Raw genomic sequence first — 21,813 nt, 5'->3', positions numbered from 1 at the left:
AGAAAGCGCTTCCTGCACGACGTAACCGAGAACGGAGAACAGTCATGGCCCAAGCCGCAGCCGTGGCGAAACCGCCCGCGCCACCCCGGCGGCGCCGTGCCTCCGCCACGCCCCGCAGGCTTCCGTACCTGCTGATCGCGCCGGCGGCCCTGTTGATGCTGGGCTTCATCGCCTACCCGGTGATCAGCGTCTTCTACTACAGCCTGCAGAACTACAACCCCACCAAGCCGTGGCGGAACGGCTACGCGGGCTTCGACAACTTCGTCCACGCCTTCACCGACGACCCGCAGTTCTGGGACACGCTGACCTTCAGCGCCAAGTGGGTCTTCGTCGAGGTCGGACTGCAACTGCTGTTCGGCCTGGCACTGGCGCTGATCGTCAACCAGACCTTCGTGGGCCGTGCGCTGGGCCGCGCCCTGGTCTTCTCCCCGTGGGCCGTCTCGGGCGTGCTCACCTCCGCGATCTGGGTGCTGCTCTACAACTCCCAGACGGGCATCACCCGATACCTCGCCGACCTGGGCATCGGCTCCTACGGCACCAGCTGGCTGTCCGACACCTCCACCGTCTTCCCGGCGGCGATCGTCGCCGACCTGTGGCGCGGTGTCCCGTTCTTCGCGATCCTCATCCTCGCCGACCTCCAGTCCGTCTCCGCGGACCTGTACGAGGCCGCCGAGGTCGACGGGGCGAGCCGGCTCCAGCAGTTCTGGCACATCACCCTGCCCCATCTCAAGGACGCCATCGTCCTGTCCACGCTGCTGCGCGCGGTGTGGGAGTTCAACAACGTCGACCTGCTCTACACGCTCACCGGCGGCGGCCCGGCGGGGGAGACCACCACCCTCCCGCTCTACATCGCCAACACCAGCGTCGACGCCCACAACTTCGGCTACGCGTCCGCCCTCACCACGGTCGCGTTCGTGATCCTGCTCTTCTGCTCGATGGTCTATCTGCGGCTGAGCAAGTTCGGAGGTGAAGGCAAGTGATCACCAAGGAAGCCCCCGAGGTCGCGCCCGCCCCCGTGCCCGTGACCCCCGCCGCCGACCGGCGCCCGCGCGGCAAGCACCGCGCCTGGGACGAGGTCCCCCGCTGGCAGATCTACGTCCCCCTGTCGATCTACCTGGTCTTCACCCTCGTCCCCTTCTACTGGATCCTGCTGTTCGCGCTCCGCCCCGCCGGCTCGACCTCGCTCGTCCCCTGGCCGATGACCTTCGAGCACTTCGAGAAGGTCTGGAACGAGCGGGACTTCGGGATCTACTTCCAGAACAGCGTCCTCACCGGCGTCGCGACCCTGCTGCTCACCACCCTCGTCGCCCTGGCCGGCGGCTACGCCCTGGCCCGCTTCGACTTCACGATCAAACGCGGCTTCATGCTGGCCCTGCTGTGCACCCAGTTCGTCCCGGGCGCGCTGCTCCTGGTCCCGCTCTTCCAGATCTTCGCCGAGCTGCAGATGATCAACTCCCTCGGCAGCGTCATCATCGCCGAGACGGTCTTCCAGCTGCCCCTGTCGATGATCCTGATCAGCGGCTTCATCCGGAACGTGCCCTACTCCCTGGAGGAGGCCGCCTGGGTCGACGGCTGCAACCGGTTCACCGCCTTCCGGATCGTCGTCCTGCCCCTGCTGCGTCCCGGACTGATCGCCGTCGGCTCCTTCGCCTTCGTGCACGCCTGGAACCACTTCCTGTTCGCCCTGATGTTCCTCTCCGACCAGACCAAGCAGACCATCCCGGTCGGCCTGAACACCCTGATGAGCGCCGACAGCGTCGACCTCGGGGCGCTGGCCGCGGGCGGCATCATCGCCGCCGTCCCCGTGGTGATCGTGTTCGCCTTCATCCAGAAGTGGCTGATCACCGGGTTCAGCGCGGGGGCGGTGAAGGGATGAGGATCCGTCAGGCCCCGGCCGCCGCCCCGCTGCGGGTGCCCGGCGTCCCCGCCCACGCCGACTCCCGCGACACCGGCCGCGAGACCCCGGCCGCCGGCGTCGGCCGGACGCCTACCCTGCACGGAAAGATCGACAGCGCCGGGACGGCCGACCGAGCGGTGGCCCACGGCGCGGGCGCAGGGAGGACCCCATGAACACCACCGAGCCGATGAGCGCACCCGTCCCGGTCGTCCTCGCGGGCGCGCGCGGCCACGGCCACTGGCACCTGGACAACATCCGCCGGCTCCAGGACAAGGGGATCGTCCGGCTCGCGGGCATCTGCGAGCTGACGCCGCTCACCCCGGGAGAGCTCCCCGAGGGCCTCGGCACCCCCGAGCAGTCCGCCGACTTCGGCGCGCTCCTCGACTCCACCGGCGCCCGTGTCGCGGTGATCTGCACCCCGATCCCCACCCACACCGACCTGGCCCTCATCGCCGCCGCGCGAGGTGTGCACCTGCTCCTGGAGAAGCCGCCCGCCCCGTCCTACGCCGAGTTCCGCCGGATGGCCGACGGGGTCGCCGAGGCCGGAGTGGTCTGCCAGATCGGCTTCCAGTCGCTGGGCTCGCACGCCGTGCCCGCGATCCGTGAGCTGATCGCCGACGGCGCGATCGGCGAGATCGCCGGGGTCGGCGGCGCCGGGGCCTGGGCCCGCGCCGAAGCGTACTTCCGGCGGGCGCCCTGGGCGGGCAGACGACGGCTGAACGGCGTCGACGTCATCGACGGCGCCCTCACCAACCCGCTCGCGCACGCCGTCGCCACCGCCCTCGCCCTCGCCGGGGCCACCCGCGCCGAGGACGTCACCGGCATCGAGACCGAGCTGGCGCACGCCAACGCCATCGAGTCCGACGACACCTCCTGCGTCCGGATCACCACCGCCGACGGCCTCCCGGTCGTCGTCGCCGCGACCCTGTGCGCCGAGGACCCCGACGATCCGTACGTCGTCGTCCACGGCGACCGGGGCCGGATCACCTACTGGTACAAGCAGGACCGCGTCCTGCTGCAGCGCGCCGGCCACGGCCCCGAGGAGTTCGAGTACGGCCGCACCGACCTGCTGGAGAACCTCGTCGAGCACCTCACCGACGGGACCCGGCTGCTCGTCCCGCCGGCCGCCACCGAGGCCTTCATGCGGGTCGTCGAGGCCATCCGCACCGCCCCCGACCCCGTGCAACTCGACCAGGACACCTGGCACCTGCTGAAGGACGAGGACCGCCGGGTCGTGCCCGGCATCGACGGACTGGTCGCGGCCGCCGCCGACACCCTCGCCCTCTACTCCGAACTGGGCGCCCGCTGGGCGTTCACGACCGCGCATCCGAAAGAGGTGAGCACCTGATGGCACAGCCACCCGACGCACCGGTCGTGCTGCGCGTCGCGGGCCGCCCGGTCGGCCGCTACGTCATCCGGCCCGAGCTGCCCGCCCGGCTCTCCCCGCGCCCCTACCTCCACCCCGTCACCACCCTGGCCGGCACGGCGGTCACCGAACTGACCCCCGCCGACCACACCCACCACCTCGGCGTCGGTGTCGCCGTTCCCGACGTCGAGGGGCACAACTTCTGGGGCGGCCGCACCTACGTCCGCGACCGGGGCCCGACCGAGCTCGACAACCACGGCACCCAGCGGCACAGCTCCTTCCAGCTGCGCGATCCCGACGGCTTCGTGGAGGAACTGCGCTGGGTCGCCTCGGGCACCGAGCTGCTGCGCGAGCGCCGTACCGTCGCGGCCACCGAACTCACCGACACCGCCTGGGCGCTGGACTTCACCTTCTCCCTCACCAACGTCACCCCCGACCCGCTGTCCATCGGCAGCCCGGCGACGAACGGACGCCCGGGCGCGGCCTACGGCGGCTTCTTCTGGCGCGCCCGCAAGGAGGAGACCGCTCCCGAGGTCTTCACCGCCGCCGGCGAGGGCGAGGACGAGGTGCACGGCCGCCCCGCCGACTGGCTGGCCCTGGCCGGCACCGGCTGGACCCTGGTCTTCGCGGGCGCCACCGAAACCACCCGCCGCGACCCCTGGTTCGTCCGCACCACCGAGTACCCGGGCGTCGGCTCCTCCCTCGCCTCGGCGGCCCGGCTGCCGGTCCCGCCCGGAGAGACGGCCGTCCGCCGCGTCGTCACGGTCGTCGCCGACGGCCGCCTGAGCCGGGACGAGGCGGCGGCGCTGGTCCGCAAGGCGGTGAGCCAGTGACGTACGGGACCCCCGAGACGTGTGAGACGTACACGAACCCGATCCTGAACGCCGACTGGTCGGACCCCGACGTCGTCCGCGTCGGCGACGACTTCTATCTCACCGCCTCCAGCTTCGGCCGCGCCCCCGGCCTGCCCCTGCTGCACTCGCGCGACCTGGTGAACTGGACGCTCGTCGGGCACGCGCTCGAACGCCTGGAACCGGCGGCCGAGTTCAGGACGCCGCGCCACGACTGCGGGGTCTGGGCCCCGTCCCTGCGCCATCACGACGACCGCTTCTGGATCTTCTGGGGCGACCCCGACCAGGGGATCTTCCAGGTCAACGCCCCCGAGATCAGAGGCCCTTGGACCCGCCCGCACCTGGTGAAGGAGGGCAGGGGACTCATCGACCCCTGCCCGCTGTGGGACGAGGAGACCGGCGAGGCGTATCTCGTCCACGCCTGGGCGAAGTCCCGCGCGGGGATCAAGAACCGGCTCACCGGTCACCGTATGCACCCCGACGGCACCTCACTCCTCGACGAGGGCAAGCTGATCGTCGACGGGGACCGCATCCCCGGCTGGTTCACCCTCGAAGGACCGAAGCTCTACCAGCACGACGGCTGGTTCTGGATCCTCGCGCCCGCCGGGGGAGTGGAGACCGGCTGGCAGGGCGCCTTCCGCGCCCGGGACTTCTTCGGGCCGTACGAGGAGCGGATCGTCCTGGAACAGAAGGACACCGACGTCAACGGTCCCCACCAGGGCGGCTGGGTGCGCACCCCGTCCGGCGAGGACTGGTTCCTGCACTTCCAGCAGCGCGGCGCCCACGGCCGGGTGGTCCACCTCCAGCCGATGCGCTGGGGCGACGGGAGCACCTCGCGCCCGGGCGGGACCGGGAGCGGGGAAGGCTGGCCGGTGTTCGGCGACGAGGGCGCCCCCGTCCTCGAACACCGGCGTCCCGACCTGCCCCCTCAGCCGCCGGCCGCGCCCGCCACCGACGACGACTTCCCCGGCGGACGCTTCGGCCGCCAGTGGCAGTGGACGGCCAACCCCCGTGCCGGCTGGGCCACCCAGCACTCCGGCGACGGTCTGCGCCTGTCCTGCGTCCGCACGGCGGACGCGCACGACCTGCGCAGACTGCCGAACGTCCTCACCCAGCGGCTGCCCGGAACCCCGTCGGCCGTCGAGGTGGAGCTGGCCCTGCACGGCGAGGAACCGGGCGCCCGCGCCGGACTCGCGGTCCTCGGCGACGCGTTCGGCTGGATCGGCCTCCAGCGCGGCACCGACGGGACGGTCCACCTCGTACACCGCTTCGCCGAACCCGTGGCGGACCGGGAACGGGACGCCGCCCCTCCACGCCTCGCGCCGGAGGGCCGGGCGCGCCTGAGGATCGAGATCGGCGCGGGTGCACGGTGCCGCTTCGCGTACGACCTCGGCGAGGGCCCGCGCTTCTCCGGTCCCGTCTTCGCCGCCACCCCCTGGCGCTGGGTCGGCGCCCTGCTCGGTCTCTTCGCGCTTGCCCCCTCGGGAGCGGGGCACGCCGGAGCGGCCTCGTTCACGGAGTTCCGGATCAGACCGCTCTGACTCTTCCCCCTGTACGCCTCTTGGGAGCCGCAATGACGCACTTCCATAGCAAGCGCTTGCCGAGGACCGGCCTGGTGATGGCCGCGGTCGCCGGTCTCCTCGCCGCCCTCGGCCTCGGCACGGTCGAGGCGAGGGCCGCCGCACCGGTGCCCCCGGCGCCCGCGCCCGCTTCCGCCGCCGACCGCTGGAGCGACCACGCCCACGGTTTCGCCTCCCTCGCCGGCGGCACCACCGGAGGCGCCGGGGGCAAGGTCGTCACCGTCACCGACCGGGCCGCGCTCGCCGAGTACGCGGCCGCCGAGGAGCCGTACGTCATCCGGGTCAAGGGCTCGGTCGCCGTCGAGCCCTTCGGCTCGGACATCGTCGTGGCCTCGGACAAGACCATCATCGGTGTCGGCGACACCGGCGAGATCGTGCACGGGGAGCTGCATCTGAACCCCGGCACGCACAACGTGATCATCCGCAATCTGACCATCCGGGACTCGTACGTCGAGGGCGACTGGGACGGCAAGACCACCGACTTCGACGCGATCCAGATGGACACCGTCGACCACGTCTGGATCGACCACAACCGCTTCACGCACATGGGCGACGGGCTGCTCGACATCCGCAAGGACAGCCAGTACGTCACCGTCTCCTACAACCGGTTCAGCAACCACAACAAGGCGTTCGGAATCGGCTGGACGACGAACGTCCTCACCCAGATCACCATCGACCACAACTGGTTCACCGGCACCAAGCAGCGCAACCCGTCCGCCGACAACTGCGCCTACGCGCATCTGTACAACAACTACCTGTCCGCCCAGGTGACCGACGGCGACCCGGTGTGGACGTACGGGAACTGGTCCCGGGGCCGCACGAGGATGGTCATCGAGAACAGCTACTACGACGGCGTGCAGCACCCGTACCAGGCCGACGCGACGGCCGAGTTGGCGCAGCGCGGATCGGTCCTGAAGAACACGAGCGGGCGGACCGACGAGTGGGGCGCCGCCTTCGACCCGCGCGAGTTCTACGACTACCGGCTGGATCCGGCGGCCGCCGTGCCCGCGCTGGTCGAGCGGTTCTCGGGACCGCAGCGGCGACTCGGCGTCGTGCTCGACGTGCCGGCCGCCTACCCGACCGTCCAGGCCGCCGTGGACGCCGTGCCCGACGGCAACACCGACGCCGTGACCATCGCCGTGGCGCCGGGCACGTACCGCGAGAAGGTCCTCATCCCCGCGACCAAGCCGAACATCGTGCTGCGGGGGACCGGACACGACCGCTCCGACACCGTCATCGTCCACGACACCCCTGCCGCGTACGGGGGTTCGACGGGAAGCGCGACCGTCCGGATCGCCGCGAACGACGTCACCGCCCGCCACCTCACCTTCAGCAACGACTTCGACGAGGCCGCGGTCGAGCTGAACGGCGAGCAGGCCCTCGCCATGAAGACCACCGGTGACCGGATCGTCTTCGAGGACACCGCGTTCCTGGGCAACCAGGACACGTTGATGACCGACAGCCCCAAGCTGACCACGGTCAGCCGGGTCTACATCCGCGACTCCTACATCGAGGGCGACGTCGACTTCGTCTACGGGCGGGCCACGACCGTGATCGAGCGGTCCGTGATCCGGCTGCTGAGCCGGGGCTCCGCCACCAACAACGGCTACCTGACGGCCGCTTCGACCTGGACGGGCAATCCGTACGGCTTCCTGATCACCCGCTCGAAGGTCGTGAGCGACGCCCCCGACCAGAGCTTCCACCTGGGCCGGCCCTGGCATCCGGGCGGTGAGCCGGAGGCGGTCGCGCAGGTGCTGATCCGGGACACCGAGCTGCCGGCGGCGGTCAAGTCGTCGCCGTGGACCGACATGAGCGGCTTCTCGTGGCGGGACGCGCGGTTCGCCGAGTACCGCAACCACGGCCCCGGGGCCGTCCCCTCGGCCGACCGGCCGCAACTGAGCGACGAGGACGCGTCGACGTACACCGTCGCGCACTACCTCGAGGGCGCGGACGGCTGGGCGCCGTACGTCCGCGCCACCCACTGACCCCCCACAACTTCATCACTCCGCTGGATCCGGAAGAAGAGAGCCGACCACATGAAGAGCAGCATCCGCAGAAGCAGGCGCGCCGCCCTGGCCGTCGCCCTGGGCTCCGTGCTCGCGCTGACCGCCACCGCCTGCGGTGACGACGGCAGCGGCAGCGCGGGGGACAAGGGCGACGAGGGCTCGGGCAAGGGCGAGATCACCTTCTGGGACAACAACGGCGGTGTCCGCACCGACATCTGGAAGGAGATCATCGCCGACTTCGAGAAGGCGAACCCGGACATCAAGGTCAAGTACGTCGGTGTCCCGGCCGACAGCGTCCAGTCCAAGTACGACACCGCCATCCAGGGCGGCGGTCTGCCCGACGTCGGCGGCGTGGGCACCGCGATGCTCGCCGAGGTGGCCGCACAGGGCGCCCTCGAACCGCTGGACAGCCGCATCGAGAAGAGCGACCTGAACGGCCAGCTCAACGTGAAGTTCCTGGACAGCGTCAAGGCGGCCGGCATCGACGGCAGGACGTACTCGGTGCCGACCTCGGCCAACAACGGCACCCTGTGGTACCGCACCGACCTCTTCGAGCAGGCGGGGCTGGACGCGCCGACGACCTGGACGAAGTTCTACGCGGCCGCGGACAAGCTCACCGACACGTCGAAGAACGCGTTCGGCTACACCATCCGCGGTGGTGCCGGCTCCATCGCCCAGGCGCTCGACGCCACCTACGGGCAGAGCGGCATCACCGAGTTCTGGAGCGGCGACAAGACCACGGTCAACGACCCCAAGAACGTGGCCGCGCTGGAGAAGTACGTCGGCCTGTACAAGAAGGACACCCCGGCCGCCGACGTCAACAACGACTTCACCAAGATGGTCGCCCAGTGGGACAGCGGCACCATCGGCATGCTGAGCCACAACCTCGGCTCCTACGCCGACCACCAGAAGGCCCTCGCCGGAAAGTTCAAGGGCATCCCCGCGCCGACCCTGGACGACGGCACCCGGGTGCAGGTCTCCAACCCCGTCGACGGGCTCGGGCTGTTCAAGTCCAGCAAGAACAAGGCCGCCGCCTGGAAGTTCATCGAGTTCGCCGCCTCGCACGAGGCGAACAGCAAGTGGAACGAGACGGCCGGGCAGGTGCCGGCGAACCTGGAGGCGGCGCAGGACAGCTGGGTGCAGTCGTCCGAGCCGACGAAGCTCGCCGCCGAGGCGCTGTCCGGGGAGGGCACCAAGATCGTGCAGCTTCCCTACTACCTGCCCGACTGGAACACCATCTCGAAGGCCGACAACGAGCCGAACTTCCAGAAGGTGCTGCTCGGGAAGATGAGCGCGAAGGACTTCCTGGACACGCTCGCCGAGCAGCTGAACGCCGCGCAGGCGGACTGGAAGAAGAACCACGGATAGCCGTTCGGGTGATTGCCGCCGTGGGGAGCTGCGGGTCCGTCGTGGCCGGTCGCGCAGTTCCCCGCGCCCCAGAGAACTCTCGAGAGGTGTGTGTTCGTGTCCCTTACCCGTAGGCAGGTCACCTCGGCGGCACTCGCCGCCCTTCCCCTCGGTGTCGCGGCGGCCGGTACCGCCCGTGCCGGGGGACGCAAGCGGACGATCTACATCGCCGGTGACTCCACCGCCGCCCAGAAGTACTCCGACGCCGCCCCCGAGACGGGGTGGGGCATGGCGCTCCCGTTCTTTCTGCGCGCCGGCCTGCCCGTCGCCAACCACGCGGTGAACGGGCGCAGTTCCAAGAGCTTCATCGACGAGGGGCGGCTCGACGCCGTCCTCGCGGCGATCCGGCCGGGGGACGTCCTCCTGGTCCAGTTCGCGCACAACGACGAGAAGACCACCGACCCCACGCGCTACACCGAGCCCTGGACGACGTACCAGGACCACCTGCGGCAGTACATCGCCGGCGCCCGGGCGAAGGGAGCGCGGCCGGTGCTCGCCACGCCGGTGGAGCGGCGCAGGTTCGACGCGGAGGGGAACGCCGTGCCCACGCACGGGGAGTACCCCGCCGCCATGCGCGCCCTCGCCGAGGAGGAGCGGGTGGCGCTGCTCGACCTCCAGGCGCTGTCGCTGGCGCTCTGGCAGGAGCTGGGGGCCGAGGCGACGAAGACCTACTTCAACTGGACCGACACCGAGCAGGACAACACGCACTTCAATCCGCCGGGCGCGATCGCCGTGGCGCGGCTCGTCGCGCGGGAGCTGCTGCGCACGCGGGTGCTCGGCCCGCGTGACGTGGTCCGGCTGCACGACGAGATCCCCCCGTCCTGGATCACCTGGCCCGAGCCGCTGACGTAACAAGAGGAGACCCGCACAGTGCGTACACAGAAATGTCATGGACGTGTCATAGCGGCCCTGGTGGGGTGCACCGCGCTGGTGCTGTCCGTCACCGGCACCGCCTCCGCCCACGCCGCCTCCCGCGACCTCGGACGGCAGGTCCTGGCCGCGAACGACGGCTGGGCCTCCTCCGGGACCGGGACCACGGGCGGGTCGGCCGCCGACGCCGACCACGTGTACACCGTCACCACCTGGGCCGGGTTCAAGGCCGCCCTCGCCGCCGGCGGCTCCGCCCCGAAGATCATCAAGGTGAAGGGCGTCATCGACGCCGTCGCCGAGGGATGCGACGCCTTCGCCGCACCCGGCTACGACTTCGACGCCTACCTCGCGAAGTACTCGCCCGAGGCGTGGGGGCTGGACACCGACCTGAGTGCCGAGCCCGACGACAGCCCGGAGGGACTGCGGCGCCTCTCCCAGGCCAACCAGGACACCGCCATCAAGGCGAGCGTCCCCGCCAACACCACCATCGTCGGCATCGGCAGGAACGCCGGGTTCAAGGGCGTCAGCCTGCAGATCAAGGCCGTCGACAACGTCATCGTCCGCAACCTGGCCTTCGAGTCGCCCATCGACTGCTTCCCGCAGTGGGACCCGACCGACGGCTCCAACGGCAACTGGAACTCCGAGTACGACACCGCCGTCGTCTACGGCTCCACCCATGTCTGGCTGGACCACAACACCTTCACCGACGGGTCCCACCCCGACAGCGCCGCCCCCACCTACTTCGGGATGCTCTACCAGCAGCACGACGGCGAACTCGACATCGTCCGCGGCTCCGACTACGTGACCGCCTCCTGGAACGTCTTCACCGAGCACGACAAGACGATCCTCATCGGCAACAGCGACAGCGAGTCGACGGCGGCGGGGGACCGCGGGCACCTCAAGGTGACCTTCCACCACAACCTGTTCTCGAACCTCGTCGAACGCGCGCCCCGCGTCCGCTTCGGCCAGGTCGACTCCTACAACAACCACTTCGTCGCGAACAGCGACTACTCCTACAGCTTCGGCATCGGCAAGGAGTCCCGGCTCGTCGCCGAGCACAACGCGTTCACCCTGCCGGACGGGGTCAGCGCGGCCAAGGTGCTCAAGCGCTGGAACGTCTCCCCGCTGACCGCCGACGACAACTACGTCAACGGCGCCGAGACCGACCTGATCGCCGTCCACAACGCCGAGATCCCCGGCGAGGTCCTGGAGTCCGGCGCGGGCTGGACCCCCACCCTGCGCACCAAGGTCGACCCCGCCAGGTCCGTCCCCCGGATCGTCGACTGCGGCGCGGGCGCGGGACGCCTGGGCTGATCCGTCCGTACGCAGCAGGCCGGGGCGGCGGCTCCCGCCGTCACCCCGGTCCCCCGCACGACGGCCGGGCGGCACCCCTCGTCGCCCGGCCCTCCCGCAGAGCCGCACCGCCAAGGAGCACCCGCATGCGCCCCCTTTCCCGAAGGCGGTTCCTCGCCGCGACCGCCGGCACGACCGCCGCCCTGAGCCTCGCCTCCCCGTCCGCCCGGGCCGCCGTCCCCGGCCCACGCGGCCCGTTCGGCCGGCACGGCACCCCGGCCGCCCGCCTCACCCCCCAGACCCTGTACGTCGACCCGCTCGGCCGGGGCGACTTCACCTCCGTCCGCGACGCCGTCGCCGCCACCACCGGCAGCGGCTGGACGCTCGTCCTCGCACCGGGCGTGTACCGCGAGACGGTCGCCGTCGACGCCACCCGCACCGAGGCCACCTGGATCGGCGCCTCCGAGGACCCGCGGGACGTCGTCATCGTCCACGACAACGCGGCCGGCACCCCCAAGCCCGGCGGCGGCACCTACGGCACCACCGGATCGGCCACCACCACCGTGCAGGCCGACGGCTTCACCGCCCGCTGGATCACCTTCGCCAACGACTGGCTGCGCGCCGACCACCCCGACATCACCGGCACCCAGGCCGTCGCCATCAAGATCCAGGGCGACCGCTCCGCCTTCCACCACTGCCGCTTCCTCGGCCACCAGGACACCCTGTACGCCGACTCGATCTCCCTCGCCGTCTTCGCCCGGCAGTACTACGCCCACTGCTACGTCGAGGGAGACGTCGACTTCGTCTTCGGCCGGGCCACGGCCGTCTACGAGAACTGCCACTTCCGCACCCTGAATCGCACCGACCTGGCCGCCGCGCCCTACGGCTTCGTCTTCGCCCCCTCCACGGCCGGCGCCAACCCGCGCGGCTACCTGGTCACGCGCAGCCGGATCAGCAGCGAGGCCCCGGACGCCTTCTACAAGCTGGCCCGCCCCTGGGTGCCCAGCTCCGACACCACCGCCCGCCCGAGCCTCACCGTGCGCGACACCCGCCTGGACGCCGGCATCGACGCGGTCGCGCCCTACACCGACATGTCGGCCTCCTTCCCCTGGCAGGACCAGCGGTTCGCCGAGTACCGCAACACCGGGCCGGGCGCCGAGATCACCGTCCCCGAGAACCGCCCCCAGCTCACCCGCGAACAGGCGCGGTCGGCGACCCGGGAGACCTACCTGGGCGACTGGGAGCCCTGGAAGGAGGAGTGCTGACATGCTGCGCAGACGCACCCTCCTCGCCGGTCTCACCGGCGCCGCCCTGCCCGGGACGACTCCGGCCCACGCGCACAGCCGCCGTGTCCTGCACGTACGCCCCGGCGACTCCGTCCAGGCGGCCGTGGACACGGCCGACGGCCCCGGCTGGACGATCGTCGTGCACCCGGGAACCTACCGGGAGGTCGTGAACATCCCGGCGAGCAAGGGGGAGTTGACCCTGCGGGGCGCAAGCCGGGACCCGCGCGCCGCCGTGATCGTCCACGACAACGCCAACGGCACCCAGCGGCCCGACGGCTCGGGCACCTACGGCACCGCGGGCTCCGCCACCTTCACCTCCGCCGCCCCCGGGCTCACCGTCCGCGACCTCACCCTCGCCAACGACTGGCTGCGCGCCGACCACCCCGACATCACCGGCACCCAGGCCGTCGCCGCCTATGTCACCGGCGACCGCAGCCACTTCGAGAACGTCCGCCTCCTCGCCCACCAGGACACCCTCTTCGCGGACACCACCGCGCTCGACGCCTTCGACCGGCAGTACTACCGCCACTGCTACGTCGAGGGAGACGTCGACTTCGTCTTCGGCCGGGCCCGGGCGGTGTTCGACGCCTGTCACTTCCACACCATCCAGCGGGACGTCACCTTCACCCCCAAGGGCATGGTCTTCGCACCCGCCACCGCCCGGGCCAACCCCTACGGCTTCCTCGCCCTGCGCGGCCGGATCACCTCCGGCGCCGAGGACGCGGCGTACAAGATCGCCCGGCCCTGGGTGCCGACGTACGAGACGACCGCCTGGCCCTCCCTGGTCGTCCGGGACACCTGGATCGGCCCCGGCGTCGACGCCGTCGCCCCCTACACCAACATGCGGGACGCCTACCCCTGGCAGACCATGCGCTTCCGCGAGTACGCCAACTCCGGCCCCGGCGCGCTGATCTCGGTGCCGGAGAACCGCCCGCAGCTCACGGCCGAGGAGGCGGCCACCCACACCCGGCGGACGTACCTCGGGGACTGGAGGCCGGATGAGCGGCGTCCGTGACCCGGTGGGGCGGCGGGCGTTCATGGCCGGGACGGGGGCCGCGCTGCTGGCCGGCACGGCCGCCGCCGACGCGGAGGCGGCCGTCGTGGACGGCCCGCTGCCCGACTTCCACCCCGTCCTCAAGGCCGCCCTGACCTTCCCCCTCGCCTGGGGGAACTCCCCGGTCCGCGACTTCCGCGCCTGGCGCAGGGCCGCCCGCACCAAGGTCGAGGACCTGCTGATCGTGGAGCGCGAGGACGGCACCCCGTACGCCCCCGAGTACGGCCCGCCCGTCCGGCGGGACGGCTACAGCGCCCGGTCGGTCACCCTCTCCCTCACCCGGTACGAACGCGTCCGCGCCGCCCTCCTCACCCCCGACGGACCCGGCCCCTTCCCGGCGGTGCTGCTTCTGCACGACCACGGGGCGAAGTTCGACATCGGCAAGGAGAAGCTGGTCCGGCCCTGGGACGACGACGTCCGGCTCGCCTCCGCGCAGGCGTGGGCGGACCGGTACTTCAGCGGGCGGTTCGTCGGCGACGAACTGGCCCGGCGGGGGTACGTCGTGCTGTGCGCGGACGCCCTCGGCTGGGGCGACCGCGGCCCGCTCGCCTACGACCAGCAGCAGGCCCTCGCCTCGAACCTCTACCACCTCGGCTCCTCGCTCGCCGGACTCATGGCCCGCGAGGACGCCAGGGCCGCCGGATTCCTGGCCGGCCTCGACCACGTGGACGCGCACCGGGTCGCGGCCGTCGGGTTCTCGATGGGCGCCTTCCGCGCCTGGCAGGCGGCCGCGCTCAGCGACGACCTCGCCGCCGCGGCCGCCGTCTGCTGGATGACCGGCCTGAAGGACATGATGGTGCCCGGCAACAACACCCTGCGCGGGCAGTCCTCGTACTGCATGCTCCACCCGGGGCTTCCCCGGTACCTCGACTTCCCCGACGTGGCGAGCATCGCCGCACCCCGGCCGATGCTGTTCTTCGCCGGCGGGCTCGACCCGCTCTTCCCCGCCGACGGCGTCCGTGCCGCCCACGAGAAGCTGCGCGCCGTCTGGCGCTCCCGTCACGCCGAGGAGCGGTTGCACCTGAGGACCTGGCCCGACCTCGGCCACGTCTTCGTCGACCGCATGCAGGACGAGGTCTTCCGCTGGCTCGACACCGTCCTGTGAACCATCCCCCCACCCGCACGAGAAAGGACCGCACTCCATGTCTCGTCGTACCGCTCTCACCGCCCTCGCCGCCCTGTCCCTGGGCGCCGGACTCGCCGTCCTGCCCACCCAGGCCCAGGCCGCGACCGTGGTCGTCAGCAACTCCAGCGACCTCTCCAACGCCCTCAAGAACGCCACCGCCGGCACGGTCATCCAGGTCCGCGGCGGCACCTACTACCCGACGGCCACCCTCCAGTCCACGGCCAACGGCACGTCGTCCTCGCCGATCACGCTCACCGCGTACGGCTCGGAGACGGTGAAGATCGACGGCTCGTCGCTGCCCGACGGCGACTGGATCTTCAAGCTGACCGCCGACTACTGGAACGTCTCCAACATCACCTTCCAGAACTCCCCGGACAGCGCGGTCGTCTGCCAGTCCTGCACCGGCACCGTCTGGAACAACATCAAGACCATCAACGGCGGCGACTCCGGCTTCACCCTCACCGGAGACGGAACGGTCAACAACACCGTCAGGAACATCGACTCCTACGGCCACTACGACGCCGCCAACCACGGCGAGAACGCGGACGGCGTCGCGGTCAAGTACGGCTCGGGCAGCGGCAACCTCATCACCGGCGCCCGCCTCTACAACAACTCGGACGACGGGATCGACTTCTGGTCCTTCTCCTCGCCCGTCACCGTCGAGCACACCTGGTCCTTCGGCAACGGCGTCAACCGCTGGTCCGACTCCGCCTTCGCGGGCGACGGCAACGGCTACAAGCTCGGCGGCGACGGCGAGGTCGTCGCCCACGTCGTCAACAACTCCGCCGCCTGGGGCAACGCCGGAAACGGGTTCACCGAGAACTCCAACACCGGCGCGATCGTCATCAACCGCACCACCGCCTACGCCAACAGCAAGTGGGGCTACTACTTCGCCACCGGCTCCGCCCGCCTCGGCAAGAACCTGGCGGTGAGCAACGGCAGCGGCCTGGTCAGCAAGGGCTCCTCCGTGGTGTCCGCCGGCAACAACTGGGACAGCGGCGTCTCCACGCCGGCCTTCAGGTCGACGGACGCCTCCACCACCTACAACGCCCGCAGCTCCAGCGGAACCCTGCCCGCGACCACGTTCCTGACGACGGGTTCGACGACGATCGGAGCGACGATGGACTGACGCACGGTCCGGCCGTCCCGGGCGCTTGACCCGTTTTTTGCCCGACACGGGGTATCGATCGGGCAACGGGTCTCGCGCTCGACCGCGTGACGCGCGTAGAAACCTGTCATGCATAAGCCACTGCGCATCGCGGCCCTCACCGCCGCCTGTGCCGTCGCCGGTGCCGCGCTCTACGGCGCGGGCGCGGCCACGGCCGGCCAGTCCACGGCCAACTCCACCCACGAGCCCTACAACATCGGGCTCCTGGTGAAGGACATCGACACCTACTACGGCACCACGCTGGACGCCGGCGGCGTCTACCAGGCGTCGCCGACCAGCCCGTACGCCAAGGACCTCGCGACCCTCGACAAGGCCGCGAAGAAGTACATCGACCAGGCGGCCCGCAAGGCCCGCCACAAGGGCGAGAAGCCCGCGGTCGTCTTCGACATCGACGACACGCTGCTGCTCAGCCTCGACTACGAGAAGAAGACCAACTACACCTACAACTCGACCACATGGGCCGAGTACGTGGCCAAGGCGGACCGTCCGGCCGTCTTCGGCAGCCCCGAGCTGGTGCGGTACGCCGAGTCCAAGGGCGTCGAGGTCTTCTACAACTCGGGCCTGAAGGAGTCGCAGCGCGTCTCGGCCGTCGACAACCTGAAGAAGGTCGGCGCCGACGTGAACCTCGACACCGACCACGTCTTCCTCAAGGACGCGGCCAACCCGCCGGCCTACCTGAGCGCCTGCGCCACCCCGGGCAGCTGGACCTGCACCACCGTCCAGTACAAGTCGGGCACCCGCAAGCACATCGAGAAGGACCTCGGGTACGAGATCATCGCCAACTTCGGCGACCAGTACTCGGACCTCGAGGGCGGCTACGCCGACCGCACCTACAAGCTCCCCAACCCGACGTACTACGTCAGCTGACGATCCGTCGCGCCGGCCGCCCGGGGGTGGCCGGCGGCGAGCGTGCCGCACCCGGCGAAAGGTTTCGATCTCTTTCGCGGGGTGCGGCAACCCTTTCCGGTCACGGTGGCGACTGGTGTGCGGAAACGGGCCGGGGCGGCCCCTCCGGCCCGTTTCCTCTCCTCGCCCACACGTGAAAGGAACGCCCGTGCGTTTGAGCACCGGACGCCACCGCAGGACGCGGACCCTCTCGATCGCCGCCGCGGTGGCGCTCGCCGCGGGGGCGGGCGGGGTCCACCTCGGCCTGTCGGGCGGCGGCGCCCGGGCCGCGTCGTCGACGGTCACCGTCTCCACCACCGCGCAGTTGGAGTCGGCCGTGAAGAACGCGGTGGCCGGCACCGTCATCCAGGTGCGCGGCGGCACGTACTATCCGAGGACCACCCTCAAGTCCACGGCCAGCGGCACCGGTTCTTCGCGCATCACACTCCAGGCCCACGCCGGCGAGAAGGTGAGGATCGACGGCTCCAAGCTGGCCGCCGGCTCCTGGCTGGCCGGGATCTACGGCAGCTACTGGACCGTCCAGAACCTCACCTTCCAGAACTCCCCGGCCCAGGGGTTCGTCGTCACCTCGTCCACCGGCGGCGTCTTCAAGAACCTGGTCACGGCCGGCAACGGGGACTCCGGGTTCACCCTGCGCGGCGACAACACCGTCGACAACCTCGTGCAGAACCTGGACAGTCACGGCAACTACGACGCGTCCGGGCACGGCCAGAACGCGGACGGCATCGCCATCAAGTTCGGCTCCGGGAAGGGCAACAAGATCACCGGCGCCCGTCTCTACGACAACTCCGACGACGGCCTCGACCTGTGGCAGTTCTCCACGCCGGTCACCATCGCGCACTCCTGGGCCTTCGGCAACGGCAAGAACCGCTGGAACGACTCCGCGTTCGAGGGCAACGGCAACGGCAACGGCTTCAAGCTGGGCGGCGGGGGCGTCGCCGTCGCGCACGTCGTCAACGACAACGCGGCCTGGGACAACACGCTGAACGGCTTCACCGAGAACTCCAACACCGGTGCGATCGTCCTCAACCGCAACACCGCGTACGCCAACACCGAGGCCGGCTTCTACTTCGCCACCGGCAAGGCGCGGCTCGCCCGCAACCTCGCGGTGAGCGACAAGGGCGGGCTGTCCAAGCTGGGTTCTGCGACCGTGTCGGCCGCCAACAACTGGGACAGCCGGGTGTCCACGCCGTCGTTCGTCTCCAAGGACGCCACGACCGCGTACGGGGCGCGGGCGTCGGACGGTTCGCTGCCGGCGACCACGTTTCTGACCACCGGGTCGACGACGATCGGTGCCACCATGAACTGAGCGGCGAAAAGCCCCCGCCTGACCAAGGGCGGGGGCTTTCCGCTGCCGGCCGGAGAGGGGCTCAGGCCGGCAGGTCGACGACGCCGATCGCGGAGGCCCCGAGCACGCGTCGGCGTGTGAGGTGTCGTCTCCTGTGCGTGCTCATGGGGCCTGCTCCGTGGTTCTTCGAAGGTCCACGCAGTCCGTGGCCGGTGTTCCGATGATCACGTTCTTCAGGACCGCCCCGTCGGCCAGTTCGAAGAGGGGCCCGGGGCGGTGGAGCCCGCGATGAGCGCCCGCCGCTTGGTGACCTTGCGGCGGTGCCGGACGCGGCGGTTGTGCTGGAGCAGCCATGTACCGATTCCTCAGGGGGTGGTGACTCTTGCGCTGTGTGGTCGCCACCGGTGAGGAAGGGGTTGCCGCTGTGCCGGAAGTTTTTTCCGAGGTCTTCTACGAGTCGCCGTCGGCCGCGTCGTGGGAGGCGAAGTCGCCGCCCAGGGAGCGGGCCTCGGCGTCCGACTCGCCCGTGATGACGTAGCTGTCGCCGGCGGCGTCCCGGCCGCCGCGGTCGTGGTCGTACTGCCCGGCGAACACCCACTCGCCCGCGGGGACCGTACGGCCCTCCTTGAGCACCCAGGTGTAGACCAGGAATCCGTCCTGCTCGGTGACCGTGAGCGTGAAGTCGTCCTCGGGCAGCGAGCGCCAGGCCCCGGCCGAGGAGACCCCGCCGGTCTGAGCGATCCTCAGCTGCACGGTGAGCGCGGTGACTTCCTGCTTCGCCTTCAGCGTGACGTTGCTCTGCGCCCAGAAGTCGTTGCTGTGCGGATCCACCGAGCCGTCCGACCAGAGCGGCCCGTCGTCATCGTCGTCCGTGCCCGGCAGCAGGGCGACGGCCGGCGCGGCGGACGTCGCCGGTGCGGAGGGCGTCGGGGAGCCGCTCGGCTGCGCCGACTTCCCGGTGTCACCGCCGGACCCGGAGCTCGGGGTGGCCTTCGGGGAGGCCGGCGGCCGGCTCGTCGCGTCCGGGGACTCCACCGGCGGCGAGGAGACGGCGACCGTCTGCGGCGACGACGTGTCGTCCTTCACCGCGGACGCCACCGCGTAGCCACCGACCGCGAGCATGCCCGCGACCGCTGCCGTGGCGCCCACGATCCGTGTCCAGCCCCAGACCGGCGGGCGGGTCGCGCGGTGCGCGCGCCGGTCCTGGCCCGTCACCTCGCCCGCCATGCCGCGCTCGACCCGGGCGAGGATGCGCTCCCGGTTCGGCTCGTACGCCTCGGCCGCCTCGTGCAGCCGGGCGCGCAGTCCGTCGTGCACGTCCCGCTGCATGGTCATCGGTCCCTTCCCGAGGCCTCGCCGGTGCGGGCCATCGCATGCACCTTGAGAGGAGCTCCCTTGGCGCCGAGCAGCTTCTGCAGCTCGGCCATTCCCTTCGAGGTCTGGCTCTTCACCGTACCGACCGAGACCCCGAGGGCGAGCGCGGTGTCCTTCTCCGAGAGGTCGAAGGCGTGCCGGAGCACCACGCAGGCCCGTTTGCGGAAGGGGAGTCTACGCAGCGCGGACTGGACGTCCACAACGCCCGCCACATCGGGGTTCTCCGTCTTCTCCTCGCGCTGCGACCAGAACAGGGCGATTCTGCGGCGCTCGCGGACGGCGCTGCGGATCCGGGTGCGGGCCAGGTTGGCGACGACGCCACGGGCGTACGCCACCGGATGATCGGCCGCGCGCACCCGGTCCCAGCGGTTCCACAGCGCGAGGAGCGCGTCCGCCGCCAGGTCGTCGGCGGCGTCCGCCTCACCGGTCAGGAGGTGGGCGAGACGGGCCAGTTCGGCGTAGTGGCGATCGAAGAAGGCATGGAATTCCACGGAGGCGGCGTCGTCGACGACTGTGCCCACGGGTGACCTCTTCTCGGTGCGTCTATTCGGCATCTGTACGAAGGCGCCGGCGGTGCATGGCTGTGCCTGTCATGTGAATGACATGGGGATGTCCCGAGAAGGAGTCGGGACGAGATCCGGAAGCGTAGCAGTGATCATCCGCATGCTCTGGTACTGGGGTTCGAACATCATGGGGCACCCCGAGCTGGGACGCAGCCCGATTCCGTAACACGGCGAAAACCTGAGGAGGGTTCGACGAGGGAACAATCCAGCCAGCATCCGCAGACCGTTCCCCCAGGCAGCAAGGAGCAGCACGCCATGTCCGAGACGAAGAAGGTGGCCGCCACCTCGAGCGCACCGCCACCGGCGGTGAACGGCATCGACCGGTTCTTCAGGATCTCCGAACGGGGCTCCACCTTCGGCCGGGAGATACGCGGCGGCTTCGCCACGTTCTTCACGATGGCCTACATCCTTGTCCTGAATCCCATCATCCTCGGCAGTGCGAAGGACAAGTTCGGCCACACCCTGGACAGCGTCCAACTCACCACCGCCACCGCCCTGGTGGCCGCCGTGATGACGATCGTCATGGGCGTCGGCGGCAACCTGCCGCTCGCCCTCGCCGCCGGCCTCGGCCTGAACGCGGTGGTCGCCTTCCAGATCGCCCCGCTGATGAGCTGGGACGACGCGATGGGGCTCATCGTCCTGGAGGGCCTGCTCATCTGCGTGCTGGTGGTGACGGGTCTTCGCGAGGCCGTCATGCACGCCATCCCGCAGCCGCTGAAGCAGGCGATCAGCGTCGGCATCGGTCTGTTCATCGCCTTCATCGGCTTCGTCGACGCCGGCTTCGTCAGCCGGATCCCCGACGCCGCGAACACCACGGTGCCGGTCCAGCTCGGCGGCACCGGCACCCTCTCCGGCTGGCCGGTCCTCGTCTTCTGCCTCGGTGTGCTGCTGACCGTCGCGCTGCTCGCGCGCAAGGTCAAGGGCGCGATCCTGATCAGCATCGTGACCATGACCGTGCTCGCGATCGTCGTCAACTCCCTCGCCGACATCAAGTCCTGGGGCCTGACCACGCCGTCCTGGCCCGACCGGCTCGTCGACACCCCCGACTTCGGCCTGATCGGTCACTTCAGCCTGTTCGGCGCGTTCGGCGAGACCGGCGTCATCACCGTGGTCCTGCTGGTCTTCACCCTCCTCCTGTCCGACTTCTTCGACACCATGGGCACGGTCGTCGGCATCAGCGCGGAGGCCGGACTGCTGGACGAGCAGGGCCAGGTGCCCCACCTGGGCCGCGTGCTGCTGATCGACGGCGCGGCCGCGGTCGCCGGCGGCGCGGCCTCCTCGTCCTCCGCGACCTCCTACATCGAGTCCGCGGCCGGCGTCGGCGAGGGCTCGCGCACCGGCTTCTCCAACCTGGTCACCGGCGGTCTGTTCGGCCTCGCCCTGTTCCTGACCCCGCTTCTGACCATCGTCCCGCTCCAGGCGGCGGCCCCCGCCCTGATCGCCGTCGGCTTCCTGATGATGACCCAGGTCAAGAGCATCGACTGGGACAAGTACGAGATCGCCATCCCGGCGTTCCTCACCATCGCCGTGATGCCGTTCACCTACTCGATCACCAACGGCATCGGCGCGGGGTTCCTGGCCTACGTCCTGATCAAGACGGTTCTGGGCAGGGCGAAGGAGGTCCACTGGCTGCTGTGGGGGGCTTCGGCGCTGTTCGTGGTGTACTTCGCGATCGACCCGATCGAGCAGGTGCTCGGGGTGAAGTGAGGTTCGCTGCGCGGCCGGTCGCGGGTTTCGTCGTGGCCGGTCGCGCAGTTCACCGTGTCCCTCGGCAGGCC

The 21,813-nt window shown here is 70.6% G+C and carries 19 protein-coding genes; 17 read left to right on the top strand and 2 right to left on the bottom strand.

Going from position 1 to position 21,813, the window contains the following annotated elements; genetic code table 11:
* The first annotated feature begins 44 nt into the window (after window positions 1-44).
* The 16 genes from ACFY2L_RS00585 to ACFY2L_RS00510 all read left to right on the top strand — a co-directional run bounded on the left by ACFY2L_RS00585 (window position 45) and on the right by ACFY2L_RS00510 (window position 18,119).
* The gene (locus ACFY2L_RS00585) at window positions 45-980 is read left to right on the top strand and encodes a carbohydrate ABC transporter permease (protein ID WP_390656058.1); all 936 of its coding nucleotides are present in this window, start codon (window positions 45-47) and stop codon (window positions 978-980) included.
* Window positions 977-1,876 carry a carbohydrate ABC transporter permease gene (locus ACFY2L_RS00580; RefSeq protein WP_390656059.1) on the top strand — a complete coding sequence of 300 codons (900 nt, stop codon included), beginning with the start codon at window positions 977-979 and terminating at the stop codon, window positions 1,874-1,876. Before ACFY2L_RS00585 ends, ACFY2L_RS00580 begins: the two co-directional genes overlap by 4 nt.
* Complete coding sequence (locus tag ACFY2L_RS00575; RefSeq protein ID WP_390656060.1) at window positions 1,873-2,070, top strand: hypothetical protein; 198 nt, start codon at window positions 1,873-1,875, stop codon at window positions 2,068-2,070. Before ACFY2L_RS00580 ends, ACFY2L_RS00575 begins: the two co-directional genes overlap by 4 nt.
* Entirely contained in the window at window positions 2,067-3,245 is a 1,179-nt protein-coding gene (locus ACFY2L_RS00570; protein WP_390656061.1) for a Gfo/Idh/MocA family protein, read from the top strand. The genes ACFY2L_RS00575 and ACFY2L_RS00570 overlap by 4 nt, the downstream gene beginning before the upstream one ends.
* Window positions 3,245-4,096, top strand: a complete 852-nt coding sequence (locus tag ACFY2L_RS00565; RefSeq protein WP_390656062.1) for a PmoA family protein — start codon at window positions 3,245-3,247, stop codon at window positions 4,094-4,096. The genes ACFY2L_RS00570 and ACFY2L_RS00565 overlap by 1 nt, the downstream gene beginning before the upstream one ends.
* On the top strand, window positions 4,093-5,655 hold the full coding sequence (locus ACFY2L_RS00560; protein WP_390656063.1) for a family 43 glycosylhydrolase: 1,563 nt from the start codon (window positions 4,093-4,095) through the stop codon (window positions 5,653-5,655). The genes ACFY2L_RS00565 and ACFY2L_RS00560 overlap by 4 nt, the downstream gene beginning before the upstream one ends.
* Before the next feature lie 32 nt (window positions 5,656-5,687).
* Window positions 5,688-7,679 carry a pectinesterase family protein gene (locus ACFY2L_RS00555; protein ID WP_390656064.1) on the top strand — a complete coding sequence of 664 codons (1,992 nt, stop codon included), beginning with the start codon at window positions 5,688-5,690 and terminating at the stop codon, window positions 7,677-7,679.
* Window positions 7,680-7,730: 51 nt separating this feature from the next.
* Window positions 7,731-9,068: an ABC transporter substrate-binding protein gene (locus ACFY2L_RS00550; protein ID WP_390656065.1), complete on the top strand. Its 1,338-nt coding sequence runs from the start codon at window positions 7,731-7,733 to the stop codon at window positions 9,066-9,068.
* A 96-nt stretch (window positions 9,069-9,164) separates the two neighbouring features.
* Window positions 9,165-9,959, top strand: a complete 795-nt coding sequence (locus tag ACFY2L_RS00545; RefSeq protein ID WP_390656066.1) for a rhamnogalacturonan acetylesterase — start codon at window positions 9,165-9,167, stop codon at window positions 9,957-9,959.
* A gap of 18 nt (window positions 9,960-9,977) precedes the next feature.
* Entirely contained in the window at window positions 9,978-11,291 is a 1,314-nt protein-coding gene (locus tag ACFY2L_RS00540; RefSeq protein WP_390656067.1) for a polysaccharide lyase family 1 protein, read from the top strand.
* A 125-nt stretch (window positions 11,292-11,416) separates the two neighbouring features.
* Window positions 11,417-12,535, top strand: a complete 1,119-nt coding sequence (locus ACFY2L_RS00535) for a pectinesterase family protein (RefSeq protein WP_390656068.1) — start codon at window positions 11,417-11,419, stop codon at window positions 12,533-12,535.
* Between the two features lie 4 nt (window positions 12,536-12,539).
* The gene (locus tag ACFY2L_RS00530) at window positions 12,540-13,571 is read left to right on the top strand and encodes a pectinesterase family protein (protein WP_390821681.1); all 1,032 of its coding nucleotides are present in this window, start codon (window positions 12,540-12,542) and stop codon (window positions 13,569-13,571) included.
* The gene (locus ACFY2L_RS00525; RefSeq protein ID WP_390821151.1) at window positions 13,555-14,715 is read left to right on the top strand and encodes a dienelactone hydrolase family protein; all 1,161 of its coding nucleotides are present in this window, start codon (window positions 13,555-13,557) and stop codon (window positions 14,713-14,715) included. The genes ACFY2L_RS00530 and ACFY2L_RS00525 overlap by 17 nt, the downstream gene beginning before the upstream one ends.
* A 37-nt stretch (window positions 14,716-14,752) precedes the next feature.
* The gene (locus ACFY2L_RS00520) at window positions 14,753-15,865 is read left to right on the top strand and encodes a chondroitinase-B domain-containing protein (RefSeq protein ID WP_390821150.1); all 1,113 of its coding nucleotides are present in this window, start codon (window positions 14,753-14,755) and stop codon (window positions 15,863-15,865) included.
* A 108-nt stretch (window positions 15,866-15,973) separates the two neighbouring features.
* Window positions 15,974-16,771, top strand: a complete 798-nt coding sequence (locus tag ACFY2L_RS00515; protein ID WP_390656071.1) for an HAD family acid phosphatase — start codon at window positions 15,974-15,976, stop codon at window positions 16,769-16,771.
* A 187-nt stretch (window positions 16,772-16,958) separates the two neighbouring features.
* Window positions 16,959-18,119: a right-handed parallel beta-helix repeat-containing protein gene (locus tag ACFY2L_RS00510; protein WP_390821149.1), complete on the top strand. Its 1,161-nt coding sequence runs from the start codon at window positions 16,959-16,961 to the stop codon at window positions 18,117-18,119.
* Window positions 18,120-18,548: 429 nt separating this feature from the next.
* Here the strand turns inward: ACFY2L_RS00510 and ACFY2L_RS00505 are convergent, their stop codons facing one another.
* Both ACFY2L_RS00505 and ACFY2L_RS00500 read right to left on the bottom strand, forming a co-directional pair.
* A complete protein-coding gene (locus tag ACFY2L_RS00505; protein WP_390821147.1) occupies window positions 18,549-19,433 on the bottom strand; it encodes a hypothetical protein in 885 nt (294 codons plus the stop codon).
* On the bottom strand, window positions 19,430-19,993 hold the full coding sequence (locus ACFY2L_RS00500; RefSeq protein WP_390656074.1) for a SigE family RNA polymerase sigma factor: 564 nt from the start codon (window positions 19,991-19,993) through the stop codon (window positions 19,430-19,432). Before ACFY2L_RS00500 ends, ACFY2L_RS00505 begins: the two co-directional genes overlap by 4 nt.
* A gap of 297 nt (window positions 19,994-20,290) precedes the next feature.
* Here ACFY2L_RS00500 and ACFY2L_RS00495 point away from each other — a divergent pair, with 297 nt between their 5' ends.
* Window positions 20,291-21,742: an NCS2 family permease gene (locus tag ACFY2L_RS00495; RefSeq protein WP_390656075.1), complete on the top strand. Its 1,452-nt coding sequence runs from the start codon at window positions 20,291-20,293 to the stop codon at window positions 21,740-21,742.
* Window positions 21,743-21,813: the final 71 nt, after the last annotated feature.

It is taken from the genome of Streptomyces sp. NPDC001381 (assembly GCF_042895685.1).
GTDB lineage: Bacteria > Actinomycetota > Actinomycetes > Streptomycetales > Streptomycetaceae > Streptomyces.
The sequence above is the reverse complement of the archived record's forward strand: the minus strand, read 5'-3'. Positions and strand labels throughout refer to the sequence as shown.

Coding starts and splice junctions, on each gene's coding strand:
- ACFY2L_RS00585 (WP_390656058.1), top strand. CDS start 45: ATGGCCCAAGCCGCAGCCGTGGCGAAACCGCCCGCGCCACCCCGGCGG.
- ACFY2L_RS00515 (WP_390656071.1), top strand. CDS start 15,974: ATGCATAAGCCACTGCGCATCGCGGCCCTCACCGCCGCCTGTGCCGTC.
- ACFY2L_RS00555 (WP_390656064.1), top strand. CDS start 5,688: ATGACGCACTTCCATAGCAAGCGCTTGCCGAGGACCGGCCTGGTGATG.
- ACFY2L_RS00520 (WP_390821150.1), top strand. CDS start 14,753: ATGTCTCGTCGTACCGCTCTCACCGCCCTCGCCGCCCTGTCCCTGGGC.
- ACFY2L_RS00570 (WP_390656061.1), top strand. CDS start 2,067: ATGAACACCACCGAGCCGATGAGCGCACCCGTCCCGGTCGTCCTCGCG.
- ACFY2L_RS00575 (WP_390656060.1), top strand. CDS start 1,873: ATGAGGATCCGTCAGGCCCCGGCCGCCGCCCCGCTGCGGGTGCCCGGC.
- ACFY2L_RS00525 (WP_390821151.1), top strand. CDS start 13,555: ATGAGCGGCGTCCGTGACCCGGTGGGGCGGCGGGCGTTCATGGCCGGG.
- ACFY2L_RS00535 (WP_390656068.1), top strand. CDS start 11,417: ATGCGCCCCCTTTCCCGAAGGCGGTTCCTCGCCGCGACCGCCGGCACG.
- ACFY2L_RS00550 (WP_390656065.1), top strand. CDS start 7,731: ATGAAGAGCAGCATCCGCAGAAGCAGGCGCGCCGCCCTGGCCGTCGCC.
- ACFY2L_RS00495 (WP_390656075.1), top strand. CDS start 20,291: ATGTCCGAGACGAAGAAGGTGGCCGCCACCTCGAGCGCACCGCCACCG.
- ACFY2L_RS00565 (WP_390656062.1), top strand. CDS start 3,245: ATGGCACAGCCACCCGACGCACCGGTCGTGCTGCGCGTCGCGGGCCGC.
- ACFY2L_RS00505 (WP_390821147.1), bottom strand. CDS start 19,433: ATGACCATGCAGCGGGACGTGCACGACGGACTGCGCGCCCGGCTGCAC.